Source organism: Tumidithrix elongata BACA0141 (assembly GCF_036349135.1).
Lineage (GTDB): Bacteria > Cyanobacteriota > Cyanobacteriia > Pseudanabaenales > Pseudanabaenaceae > Tumidithrix > Tumidithrix elongata.
Map to the genome: position 1 here is coordinate 17,902 of NZ_JAZBJZ010000055.1, position 12,922 is coordinate 30,823.

Consider the following 12,922-nt stretch of genomic DNA (forward strand, 5'->3'; position numbering starts at 1 on the left):
AAACGTTCCGTGTGCGGCCGATTGCTAAACCGTCACATATGATATTAAATCAAACTCTGGGTCATTCAGGACTAATTGTGCCTTATATTCTGATGGCAAATCTAGCTCGGCAAGAAGAAGATCACTGTACAAAGCCTCCAGATATCGCTGAAGGTTTGCGTGAATAGATGCAATATGACCTTGGTGAACGATTTTGGATCTCAGACCAAACACGCGACCGACTCCAAACTGCTGATTTGCCTCTTGGACAGAAACTTCGTATACACGAGCAAGTGTCTTATTTATTGGACGAATATCTGTATTATCCATCGACAATGTCTCAAGTGCGATCCAGAAGCTAAGAAAGGAGTCAACACCGTGTTTTCGCATTGCTAACTCAAACCATCTAAGCGATAACTTGATGCGATTTTTTTCCTCTGGAGGCAAATGGTCTATTGCTTTCGCCACACTTTGAATATCTAGTAATCTCTCGGAGGAAAAATTCGGTGCTGAAAACCATAACGGATTCTCAACCATGGGGGAGATTACTGTTGTCTTTTCACCAGTCATTGGAAGAATATTATCAAATACAAGTTCAAAAGCAGTGTTTCGACCATTCATTGCCATAAAAAGAGCAACTGTTTCCTGTAGTACCTGCCGTACTTCAGGCTCTGGACGTTCTTGACCATCAACAACAAATGGTGAAATCAATAAAATATATGCACCTTCAAGAGTGTCTTTCTCCTGAATTTGAGACACATCAAACTCCCATTTTTCCTCTGTAATGAATACTATTTTCGCTTGACTTGCATCAGTGTAGCGAACTTGTCCCCACAGTGGAACAACGACAACATCAGGTAAATTGATAATTCCAGAAGTTGCTAAGTTGTCAGGTAAAACTCGAAAAATGCGGTAACAACTTATCCAAATAGAACTCGTCTCTTTGCTTGAGAACCACTCTTCAGGAGCCAAATCAATTAAACGGATAGATTGTTGCAACATGTCATTCAAATGCACATGGGTTGATCTTGGTATTTTATTGCGTTAAGTAGGCTAACTATATATATATATATTATCTTGTGGATTACCTATACAAGATTAGCATCACGCAACTTGTCGGATAAAGCAACCAATAAATGTGATAACAAGATTTTTGCAGAGTAATGTACCTAAATAGAGTTTTACTTATCAAAGTACAGCATAATATTCTTAAAACTATGATTCAAAATAAACCTTGATAAAGTTGAGCCGCCCAGAAAACTGCGCGATCGCCTTAGCAATCTCTCTTAAAGATTTAGCTGAAGCAGACATAGTTCAAATAGGTGTAGTCTGCATCATTTATTTAAAAAGATAACTCTTGGAACAACTCTGATAAAGGAAGATTAAAATTGGGAATTACATCTTCACCATCAAGGCTATGTTCTAGCTGCAAAAGCTTAGAAGGCTTAGGTTTATGGTAAACCAATACACATTCCTCATCAGGTAAAATCACCCATGCTAAGCGAGTTCCATTCTCAAAATACTCCACCAACTTGTTATGGATTTCCTCAAAAGTATTATTAGGAGAGATAATTTCTACAGCCAGATCGGGAGCGCCATCAAAAAATCCTTTTGGTAAGCGCTTTAGCCCTTGCAACCGTTCTTTAGCAATAAACGCAAGATCGGGCGATCGCTTATTACCAGTCTTCATTTTAAAAGCAGTACTAGAATCACAAGTCACGCCAAGCTTATCAGTCCGCACAAAACCGGTCAGAAAATATCCGAGAGTAAGAGCCAAATATCCATGCTCTACACCTGAATTTGCCGCAATGACGAGCTCTCCATCCACATACTCATAACAATTGCCATCTTCAGGTAATGACATGAACTGCTCATCAGTCAAAACTTTTGGATGAGCTAATGGCTGAATTAATTCCAGATTATTCGTTGCGATCGCTTGGGTCATTAGATTTAAGTCCACAGATTAAACTAATGGGATTCCTACAGGATTTATATAGCTAAATATATCATTTTAAATAAGTGAGGTATTTTACAAATAGCAAGCAAGTTCCAGACCAGATTAGAAGAACTATCAAAGAATCTCTTGGGTAATCACTCTAGCCATTGCAACTTCCTTTTAGAAATAAACGCGAGATCGAGCGATCGCTTATTACCAATTTTTCATTCTTGCTTTCACTAAATCCTGCATGATATTGTTGGGTCAACAAAGTACAGTTTGTCGATAGGAATACCGTAGATGCGCGATCGCTATCTCTCCCATCTTGGAGTTACCAATTTTATGAAACAAAATCGCCTACTTACAGCCATGCTTGCCTTTGTAGTAGCTTTCATGGCAGTTCTCTCCTTCAGTTTTTTTGCGCCTCCCGAAAAGATTTTAGCAGCGCCTTCAACTCAAAATCGGATTGTCAGTTTGTATGATGCTTTTGGGAAAAGGAATTTCCGTTTGATTAAAGACTGGGGCTATAGCTCCCTCATAGAATATAACGGGAAAAGAATTCTCTTTGATGGCGGTAATAATGCCGATACCTTCAAGAAAAATGTGGAAGCATTAGGTTTAGACCTAAAAACGCTCGACTTTGCTGTGTTGTCCCATCCCCATGCAGATCACCTAAGCGGATTTGATTATCTTGTCAGTGTTAATCCCAATGTCAAAATCTATCTGCCCGAAGACGTAAATACTTTAGGCGCATCCCGTGACTTTGTATTCGGTGGCCCCGATCCCACGGCGGCAAGCAAACTGCCCCCTGAAGAACGATATTTTGAGACGGGAGTTGACAAAGCATTTCTCACACCTAGTGGCAGGTTTTACCAAGCCAAAAACGTGCAGTATCTCAGCAAGAATCTAGAAGTTGCCCCTGGAATCACCCTGATTGCAACAAAATCTCCATATCTTGGCGGGTTCAATGGATATCCACCCAATTCTCCTGAAAAACCTGCTTTAGCTGGATTGCCAGAACTTTCTTTAGCGCTGAAAACCAGCAAAGGCGAAGTTGTAGTGTCGGGATGCTCGCATACAGGAATTGAAAAAATCGTGCAAGCAACCAAAACAGCTTTGGGGCGGAATGTCGATACTGTTGTCGGTGGTCTGCATCTATTCCCTTATGACAAACCCTATATTGAGAAACTTGCAGTTCAATTAAAAAATGAGTTAGGTGTTCGCCATATCGTTCCTACTCACTGTACTGGGCATCTAGCCTTTGGGATCTTCAGAAAGGTGTTTGGGAAGGAATATGAATCTGGTGGACTAGGTACTCAAATCACTTTCTCTTCTTAATTATTTACTAATGTTATATCGCACTCACGCTCCCTAGCTCAAGATTTTGCGAACCAATTCTGCACTAGCTCTGCAATGCATGGACATAGAAAATCGAATTGTGTCCTTGAGATGAAACATTCCAAGTTTATACGTTCTAAATAGAGAAGAGCTGACACTTTGTACCAGCTCTTCTCTGTGTTGACCTTGCAAGAAGAAAGCCAAGTAGAAGTGAGCATTCGCTAGCCATGTACAGGAAGTGTGAGTGGCTAAGAAGCTGTTTGAAAATGTAAAAAAGCTCCCGCAACTATAATCTGTGAATGAATGACCAATTGCGGCAGTGGATACGCGTAGAACGATCTGTTACGCCATCAATGGTTTTGCTTGACAGTCAATAGCAATTAGAGACAACCGAAATCTTGCACGTTTCCAGATCCAATATCAATTTCTTCTAAATTTGCAACAGATTCGGATTTTGATTTCCGCGCAGCGCACAGTATGTTCAAACCAAATGCGTTGCATTTTTATTTGAAAATAGTATTAAGGAGACGGTTTAGTAGTAGATTAAGATTGTTGGTTACCGCTAAATTCAGTCGCTAGGCTTTAAATTATCATGAGGGGCATAGTAGCAAGCCTCTCCTAAGGTTGTTGGGTAATAGAAGTAAAGCTGATGGATGAACAGGATATAGTGATTCGAGTTGCTTGGTGCAGTCCAATGGATTTGCCCACAACAAAAGACTTGTTCCCAGATTTTGAGCTACATTCAATCGATCCGCTAATTCTCAGCCAAAGCAAGTTTGACCTTCTTGTGCTTGATATTAGGATTTTTGAAAGTCTTGAGAATCTCAAAAATACCAAGATAAGTCTTCGACTCCCGACGATGATTTTGGTGGATACAGTTGATCAAGAGACTGAGGTTCTCAGTTGGTTGGAGGCAGAAGATGAGATATGCAGGCGGGACGCAGCATCGCAGATAGTTCTCCGTTTAAGACGCTGCGAGTGGCATAGACGACAAAAGCATTCAGGGACACTTATTGACAGCCTAACAGGTGTCGCCAACCGTCAAAGGCTTCAAGACTATGCGATCGGCATGATTGAATCCAATGATGCAGAGGAACCCCTATGCCTTATCCTTTTAGATCTCGATCATTTCAAGGCTCTCAACGATACCTTTGGTCACGATGCTGGTGACCAAACTTACAAAAAATAGGACAACTATTGCGGCAATATGCCCTTGGTTCTGACCTTGTCGCTCGGGTTGGTGGAGAGGAATTTGTGGTTTGTATGCGCGGTAGCCTTGAGCAGGGGAGAGCTTTCGCAGAGTTTCTCAGGGCTCAAATTGAAAACCACGAATTTGATGCAATTCGAGTCACCGCTTCCTTTGGCGTTGCTTCATTTAGCGGACATTCCTCATTTGAAGAACTCATGGAGGAAGCCGATCAGTGTCTCTATGCTGCCAAGGGAAAAGGGCGTAACTGCGTTGTGACCGCTAGTGAATTTGATGCGATCGCTGATGCTGATGGACAAGACGGACTAATTGCCGATTTTGAAAATCGCATTCATGTAGCGGCAGCAAGAATGGCAAGCTATATGGTGTTAAAAGCCCGTAAGCTCTACAAACAGTATCGAGCAGAGGCAGATCGTGACGGATTAACTGGAGTTTTCAATCGCCGCTATCTAGATCGTTTGCTGCTGCGGGAATTAGAAAAGTCTCAGAAGCATAATCGACACTTAACCGTTGCCCTCCTCGATCTAGATCATTTCGGTGAGGTCAATAGAACCTATGGCTTTCCTACGGGCGATCGCGCTCTTAAAGCCGCTACAGAAGTACTTCAAGGCAATGTTAGGATCACAGACTGGGTAGCACGTTATGGCGGAGAGGAGTTCTGTATTATCATGCCCGACACTGAACTGAGTGAAGGATCTCAGGTTGCTGAGCGAATCCGCTTAGCTTTGGAAGAGGAGACTGTTACTGCCTATAACAAGCAACACTTCCAAGTGACTGCCAGTATTGGAGTTGTCGAACTTATCCCTGAGGACATAGATCCAGTAGCTCTGTTACAACGTGCAAGTGACAAAGTGCGTGAGGCAAAAAAAGGCGGACGAAATCAGATTAGATTCTAAAAATCGCAAGCATGTAAGTTTCCCTATAGGATAGAAAAATGGACCGATCTCATAGGCATTCCAATTAAGAGATCGACGCGAGATTCTTGAATCTTTCATGCGCTCATTCAAGCTTCACTTAATCAAAACGACCGACTTCTACACCATCTTGCCGAACGATCAACTCAAGCGTTAAGGTACTGGCAGTAAAAATCGTTTCCTTTGCCACCGCCTGAATTTCAAAGGGTGATTGGAGCGTGCGAATTTTCTGTAGCAGATTATTTAAAGCTTCTGGAGAGAATGTACCGACTTTGCCCGTAATCGGGTCAGCTAACACACCCTCGCGTCTGGCGCGGAAGCTAACCAGTAAGAATACCTGTTCTACTCTAGAGGTTAGTTCTCGTTCTGAGAGATTGGGTTTAAATTGTAATGATGCAATTACTTCGCCCTTTGTGAAAACTTGCCGATTTGGGGTAACATCCGCCGAAACCATGATCGCAGTTTCTCGTTTGAGGTAGTTGCCCGCCGAAAGAATCCGCACTACGTAGCTGCGACCATCACTAATTTTGTCCACCAAAGCAGCGACCTGTGCTTGTGTAACCCGAATGACGCGATCTTGGGGGGCTTGACCGGGGAGAAAATCTAAGAGGGCGCGGCTATTTTGTTCGGCTTGCAGCAAAAGCTGATTCGTGGCTTCGCGTAGCTCGTCTCGGCTGAGCTTGGGACGGATCACACCGATCGCCAACAGTTGGTCAGACAAAATTGCCACGTTACCCGTCCGCAGGGCTTGAATGCTTGCCAGTAACTGATCTCGGCTCGTTTCTAGCGAAGAGACTTCGGTGATTAATTGGGTACGCTGTTGCTCGATCGCTTTCAAGCTCGTTTCTGACTCGGCAACTTTTTGGCGCAGGCTTTCACGTTCTGTGGTGATACGAGCAAGGTCGCTGGTGAGTTGGTCGCGCTCTTGGGCTAATTTCTGACTTTCTGCTTGTAATTTTTCCTGCTCGGAACTAAGGCTTTGGACGCGATCGCGCAGGGTTGCTTCTTGCTCCTGTACCTTTTGCAGCTCGGTTTGAGCCTCTTGAAATTTGCCTTCGACCAGTTTGAGCTGGCTTTGGGTTTGAGATTGCTTTAATAGGGCTTGGGCGAGGGATTTATTGATTTGATCGAGGCGTTGTTGTGCTTGCCCTTGCTCCGTCCTTGCTGTATTTAGTTCTTTCTCAACTTTCAGCTTTTCCGCTTGGGTATTGCTCAGATCGGCACGAATGCTTTCTAACTGAAACAATCCATCCCTAAGTTGACTGCTGCTTGCCAGCAAAATACCTAGGGTAGAAGCCGCGATCGCACCACCCGTAACAATTGTCACCAAAGTGGCAGTGTTACGGGGTCTTAGATTAAAGATGCTTAGGCGGGCTCTGCCAACTTTAGAACCGATCCGATCGCCTAGCGTTGCGATAATGCCACCCAAGATCAAAATCGCCAGTATGAGCGTGTAGCCAGCCATTCAATTCCTTACACCAGTTAGGAAACAATCTTAGCAGTTCAGCCTCTTGAATGGGTTTAAATTAAAGCCGATAAAAAAAGTCGGGTATATTTGACGACTATTGACAGGTTGTGATATGTTGCGAATAACTCAAAAAGTAAAGTTAATTCCTCATAATTAATCTCACCACTAAACAGTTATCCCAAGCAGTTATAAAGCCATGACAAGCGCCACCCAAAACTCTCGCTATACCAGTGAAAAGGTCTCAACCTTTAGCGGTCTGAAATGCAAAGAATGTGGAGCAGAGTACGAAGCCAAGGCAATGCACGTCTGCGAATTTTGCTTTGGTCCTCTAGAGGTGGCTTACGATTACGAAGCGATCGCTGCCAAAGTCACCCGCGAAAGCATTCAGGCAGGGCCAAACTCGATCTGGCGTTATCGTGATTTTTTACCCGTCGAGACCGACAACTATATTGATGTTGGCACGGGCATGACTCCCCTAATTAAAGCTTCCCGTCTGGCGCGTAGATTGGGCTTAAAGAATCTCTACATCAAAAACGATGCTGTCAACATGCCCACCCTCAGTTTCAAGGATCGGGTGGTATCTGTCGCGTTGAGCCGCGCCCGAGAATTGGGATTTAGCACCGTTGCCTGTGCCAGTACGGGTAATTTGGCAAACTCGACCGCAGCGATCGCCGCCCATGCAGGACTCGACTGCTGCGTATTTATCCCCTCTGACCTAGAAGCGGGTAAGGTACTCGGTACTGTGATCTATGCGCCTAAGGTATTTGCCGTACATGGCAATTACGATCAAGTCAATCGCCTTTGCTCTGAGGTAGCCAATACCCATGGTTGGGGATTTGTGAATATCAACTTGCGCCCCTACTATTCTGAAGGTTCCAAAACCCTCGGTTATGAAGTGATTGAACAATTGGGTTGGCAACTGCCTGACCACATCGTTGCTCCCCTCGCTTCTGGGTCGCTGTTTACCAAGATTTACAAGGGCTTCCAAGAATTTGTCAAGGTTGGCTTGGTTGAAGGCAAGGATGTGCGCTTTAGTGGCGCTCAAGCCGAAGGCTGCTCTCCCATTGCCTCTGCCTTCCGTGACGGACGTGATTTTGTTACCCCTGTCAAACCTAAAACCATTGCGAAGAGCATTGCGATCGGTAACCCTGCGGATGGTATCTATGCGATCGATATCGCACGCAAAACCAATGGCAATATCGAATCTGTCACCGACGCTGAGATTATCGAAGGCATGAAGCTGCTTGCCGAAACCGAAGGCATCTTCACTGAGACCGCTGGTGGTACGACGATCGCCGTTCTCAAGAAACTCGTAGAAGCTGGCAAAATCGATCCCGATGAAACCACGGTGGCATACATCACAGGTAACGGGCTAAAAACGCAGGAAGCCATTCAAGGCTATGTCGGCGAGCCCCTACAAATCGAACCCAAGCTCAACAGCTTTGAACGCGCTCTAGAACGCTCTCATACCCTTGAGCGTCTGGAATGGCAACCCGTTTCGGTCTAATCTAAATTTTATCTTCAAAACTCTATGGTAGGAGCGATCTCAAGATCGCTCCTTTTTTGTTTGTGCGATTTGTTGGCGGAACTATAACCATTGAGTTATTCCGAGTCTTCCAAGATTAGGGCGATCGCCCGATCGATAATTGCGGTGCGATCAATAGATTGATAAATAACCAAATTAATAACTCGAAACTTGTTCAATATTTCACTATCGGGTGTATCTTACATTTAATCTGATTGCTCGCGTCTTTAGCTCAGCTTTGATAGCAGTAAATACAGAATCATTTCGGGTTTTAAACCTAAACTCAAGACGAAATTTAGAAACACTGGGACAGAAAAATTATGGGTGAAGATAAGCGTATACCAGTGGGAATCATCGGTGCATCTGGCTATGGCGGCATTCAGTTAGTCAGACTGCTACTCGAACACCCACTTGTAGAAATTACCTATATGGGTGGTAGCGGCAGTGTTGGACAGAATTTTTCCGATCTGTATCCTCACCTAGCTCACTGTGTTAACTTGCCCATCGAAAGTTGCGAACCTGAGGAAGTTGCTGCCAGAGCTAAAGTTGTGTTTCTCTCTTTACCAAACGGTCTAGCTGCCAAGATTGCACCAAAGCTATTGGCAAAGGGCTGTAAGGTTCTCGATCTCTCTGCTGACTATCGGTTCAAAGATTTGCAAGTTTATGATGCTTGGTATAAAGAAGGCGAACCTCGTACCGATCGCGAAGTCAACCAAAGTGCCGTGTATGGCTTGCCCGAGCTCTATCGCGATCGCATTGCCACTGCCAATCTAGTTGGTTGTGCGGGTTGTTATCCGACGGCGAGTCTATTGGCATTGCTACCTCTGTTGAAACAAGGTCTGATCGATCACAGTACGATTATTATTGATGCCAAGTCAGGCACATCGGGCGGTGGTCGCCAGCCCAAAACCAATTTACTGTTAGCCGAAGCCAGTAACTCTCTGGGAGCCTATGGCATTGCCAGTCACCGTCATACCCCAGAAATCGAACAGGTTTGCAGCGATATTGCGGGGCAAGAGGTGATGGTGCAATTTACGCCACATCTAATTCCGATGGTGCGTGGCATTTTATCGACGGTCTATGCCAAGATGCGCGATCCCGGTCTTACCAAAGACGACTTGCTCACGATCTATAAGTCTTTTTATCGCAATTCTCAATGGGTCAAGGTACTGCCTAAAAATGTCTATCCCCAGACCAAATGGGCCTGTGGAACCAATCTCTGCTATCTCGGCGTGGAGGTCGATCAGCGCACAGGTCGCGTGATCGTCGTTTCCGCGATCGATAACCTGATGAAAGGGCAGGCATCTCAAGCCCTGCAATGCTTAAACATTATGATGGGCTGGGAAGAAACCCTCGGTCTGCCACAACTAACTTTCTATCCTTAGAATCTCAAACGGTATAATCGATGCATTGTTCAGAATGGGGTGGGTTGTGCTTCGCGCCACACATTCTGCATGCAATTCAATATTGCTTTTGTAGGTGCTGCGTGAAGCTCCTATTCGATTGATGAACTATGGAAGACAGTGCCTATTCATCTCAAAAGAACGAACAACTTCAAGGTGTCGTCGAACGCTTGACGTTTCATTCGGCGGATACGGGTTATACGGTGGCAAGGCTAAAAGCACCGCAGGAAATGGAACTCGTTACCATTGTCGGTAGTTTTCCTGATATTCAGGCGGGACAGACATTAAAACTGGAAGGATTTTGGCGATCGCATCCCAAATATGGCGATCAGTTTCAAGTTACGCAATATCAAGAAACCAAGCCAGCAACGCTGACTGGGCTGGAGAAATATCTCGGTAGCGGACTGATTAAGGGTGTGGGTGTCGTTACCGCCAAACGGATTGTGGCGCACTTTGGCTTGGAAACTCTAGACATTATCGAGAACCAAATCGATCGCCTAAACGAAGTCCCTGGTATCGCTCAAAAACGGATTGTCGCCATCCAGAATGCTTGGCAAGAGCAAAAATCGATTAAGGATGTGATGGTGTTTTTGCAGGGGCATGGGGTTTCCACGGTCTATGCGGTCAAGATTTTTAAGCAGTATGGCAAGGATTCGATCGCCACGGTTACCGATAATCCCTACAGGCTTGCTACGGATATTTACGGAATTGGCTTTATCACCGCCGATGCGATCGCGCGGAATTTGGGGGTTGCGCCATCTTCAGAGTTTCGCTATCGCAGTGGTATGCTCCATGTTTTAGGGGAAGCTGCCGAAGAAGGACATTGCTATTTACCGCAACAGGAACTGGTGGAGCGCTCTGTAAAACAGTTGAGTTTAGAAGCTCACGAGCCAGATGCTGAAGCGATCGCGGCACTGATTCCCAAAATGGTCGAGGAATTAGAAATCATCGTAAAAGCCGATCTTAAAAGCGGTAAGGAAGTAGCAGAGGAACAACTGATTTGTTATAAGCCGACCTTCTTTCGTACTGAAGAGGGACTTGCCAAGCGCATCAATCAGTTACTCGAACGTGAGGTGATTGTAGATGGATTGCGGGTACAGAGCTGGATCGATCGGTTCACGCAGAAATATCATGTCGAACTCTCCGTCAAACAGCGTCAAGCCGTAGAGATGGCAGCCAGTCAACGGTTTACTATTCTCACGGGCAATCCGGGCTGTGGAAAGACCTTTACCGTCCGCACGATTGTCGCGCTCTGGAAAGCGATGGGAAAATCGATCGCTTTGGCATCTCCCACAGGACGAGCGGCACAGCGACTGGCTGAGGTGACAGGACAGGAAGCAAAAACCATTCATCGTTTATTGGAATTCGATCCGAGTTCGATGGGCTTTAAACGCGACCAAGATCGTCCGATTGATGCCGATGCGATCGTGATTGATGAGGCTTCCATGTTGGATATTTTTTTAGCGAATTCTCTCATGAAGGCAATACCACCCGACGCACAGGTTCTATTTGTTGGCGATGCCGATCAATTACCCAGTGTGGGAGCGGGCAATGTTTTACAAGATTTAATTCAATCGGAATGCGTACCTGTGGTGAAATTAACAGAAGTGTTTCGGCAGGCGCAGTCTAGCAAAATTGTCAGTCACGCCCATACGATTAACCAAGGTAAGTACCCTCAAATTGAACCTGTGAGCGATCGCCCCCAATCGGATTGTCTGTGGCTCAATGCCAGCGAACCAGAGCATGGCGTCCAAGCCATTCGCGATTTACTCACCTATCTAGTGCCTGACTTGGGATTTGAACCTGCCCGAGATGTGCAAATTCTCTGTCCGATGACGAGGGGGGAGATCGGAACGCGCAACTTAAATAAAGCCCTACAGGAATTACTGAATCCCGCTCAGGCAGAAAAGCAAGAACTGATCAGAGGCTCGACAACCTTTCGCGTCGGCGATCGCGTTTTGCAACAGGTAAATGACTATAACCGCGAAGTCTTTAATGGCGATCTAGGCGTTATCTCAGATATCGATCGAGAGGAACAGGCTGTGGCAGTGCAGTTTGGCGATCGCATCGTAATTTACGACTATGCCGACTTAAATGAGATCGGTCTGGCCTTCGCCACCACAATTCACAAAAGCCAAGGCAGCGAATATCCTGTGGTGATTTTGCCTATCTTTATGCAGCATTACCTGATGCTATCGCGTAATTTAATCTATACAGGCATTACAAGGGCTAAAAAATTAGCCATTCTAGTTGGATCTCAAAAAGCGATCGGTCTAGCTATTAGGCAAGTCAAAGATAAGCAACGCTATACCCAACTAGATGCGCGTCTATTGCAATCCCAACCGTTGCAGATACTTAATCTTAGGGAGCCAAAAGAAAACTCACATAGAGCTAAGTAACCTGAGTTCGGGTTAAGGATTTCGGAACAAAGCAATCCGACTTGCTGGAAACAAGGGGTTTGATCCCTCTGCCCTATCGGGTATCCCCCTTGAAAAAGGGAAGTGAGTTCTCCCCCCTTTTTTTCAAGGGGGGCTGGGGGGGATCCTTGGGATGTATAGCGTTTCAGGTTTTCTTGTCCTGACGTTAAGTAGCTTTAGTTGTGGGATTTTTCAAGTTTGGAACTAAGAACAAACTGACGAGAAAGCCCAGCACAAGTCCAGAGGCATGACCTATCGAACTAATCTGTGGCGTGCTTAGATCGAAAATAATTTGAATGCCAATAATGAAGAGAACCGATCGCAAACTTTTTGCCGCCACACGAGACTTTTCTCTAAGCCATCCCTTTAACAGAATTGCACTTGTCGCGCCGATGATGCCCATGATTGCACCAGAAGCACCGACTGTCAGATTGATTGGATAATTGAACTTCATGCTTAGAATGACAATCGTCATCATCGAGCCAAGTCCGCTAAAGAAATAGGCAATCAAGTATTTGCGAATCCCCAAAGTCACTTCAACAAATTCACCCAAGACATAAAGCCCAAGCATGTTAAGTGCTAGATGGATTAAATTTACATGCAAAAACATCGCGGTCAGTAATCTCCACCATTCTCCCTGCCAAACAGCGGGTGGCCACAATCCAAACCTAGAGATATTCTCTATAGAACCGATTTGACATCTTTTATAATGGCGAATAAAGACCCTACAATCCT

At 45.1% G+C, this 12,922-nt stretch carries 9 protein-coding genes and 1 pseudogene; 6 read left to right on the forward strand and 4 right to left on the reverse strand.

Translation table 11 applies throughout. From position 1 onward, the window contains the following. Positions 1-24 precede the first annotated feature (24 nt). Positions 25-981 (reverse strand): hypothetical protein, encoded by a 957-nt coding sequence (locus V2H45_RS14140; RefSeq protein ID WP_330484294.1) that lies wholly within the window; start codon positions 979-981, stop codon positions 25-27. 340 nt (positions 982-1,321) lie between these two features. Then, on the reverse strand, positions 1,322-1,924 hold the full coding sequence (locus V2H45_RS14145) for a Uma2 family endonuclease (RefSeq protein ID WP_408648785.1): 603 nt from the start codon (positions 1,922-1,924) through the stop codon (positions 1,322-1,324). 333 nt (positions 1,925-2,257) lie between these two features. Here V2H45_RS14145 and V2H45_RS14150 point away from each other — a divergent pair, with 333 nt between their 5' ends. The 3 genes and pseudogenes from V2H45_RS14150 (at position 2,258) to V2H45_RS14160 (ending at position 5,356) form a co-directional block, all read left to right on the forward strand. Next, the gene (locus V2H45_RS14150) at positions 2,258-3,253 is read left to right on the forward strand and encodes an MBL fold metallo-hydrolase (RefSeq protein ID WP_330484296.1); all 996 of its coding nucleotides are present in this window, start codon (positions 2,258-2,260) and stop codon (positions 3,251-3,253) included. Between the two features lie 859 nt (positions 3,254-4,112). Next, a pseudogene (locus tag V2H45_RS14155) lies at positions 4,113-4,660 on the forward strand (GGDEF domain-containing protein); the annotation flags it as partial. 162 nt (positions 4,661-4,822) lie between these two features. Further along, positions 4,823-5,356 (forward strand): GGDEF domain-containing protein, encoded by a 534-nt coding sequence (locus V2H45_RS14160; RefSeq protein ID WP_330484302.1) that lies wholly within the window; start codon positions 4,823-4,825, stop codon positions 5,354-5,356. Positions 5,357-5,474: 118 nt separating this feature from the next. Here the strand turns inward: V2H45_RS14160 and V2H45_RS14165 are convergent, their stop codons facing one another. Continuing rightward, positions 5,475-6,839: a DUF3084 domain-containing protein gene (locus V2H45_RS14165; RefSeq protein ID WP_330484297.1), complete on the reverse strand. Its 1,365-nt coding sequence runs from the start codon at positions 6,837-6,839 to the stop codon at positions 5,475-5,477. Between the two features lie 199 nt (positions 6,840-7,038). Between V2H45_RS14165 and thrC the strand changes: the two genes are divergently transcribed. The 3 genes from thrC to recD2 all read left to right on the forward strand — a co-directional run bounded on the left by thrC (position 7,039) and on the right by recD2 (position 12,169). Further along, positions 7,039-8,349 carry a threonine synthase gene (gene thrC / locus V2H45_RS14170; RefSeq protein ID WP_330484298.1) on the forward strand — a complete coding sequence of 437 codons (1,311 nt, stop codon included), beginning with the start codon at positions 7,039-7,041 and terminating at the stop codon, positions 8,347-8,349. 338 nt (positions 8,350-8,687) lie between these two features. Further along, entirely contained in the window at positions 8,688-9,752 is a 1,065-nt protein-coding gene (gene argC, locus V2H45_RS14175; protein ID WP_330484299.1) for an N-acetyl-gamma-glutamyl-phosphate reductase, read from the forward strand. A gap of 128 nt (positions 9,753-9,880) precedes the next feature. After that, entirely contained in the window at positions 9,881-12,169 is a 2,289-nt protein-coding gene (recD2, locus tag V2H45_RS14180) for an SF1B family DNA helicase RecD2 (RefSeq protein WP_330484300.1), read from the forward strand. A 184-nt stretch (positions 12,170-12,353) separates the two neighbouring features. On the opposite strand, the gene V2H45_RS14185 is transcribed toward recD2, so the two are convergent. Then, a partial coding sequence (locus tag V2H45_RS14185; protein ID WP_330484301.1) for a rhomboid family intramembrane serine protease occupies positions 12,354-12,922 on the reverse strand: 569 nt, incomplete at its 5' end.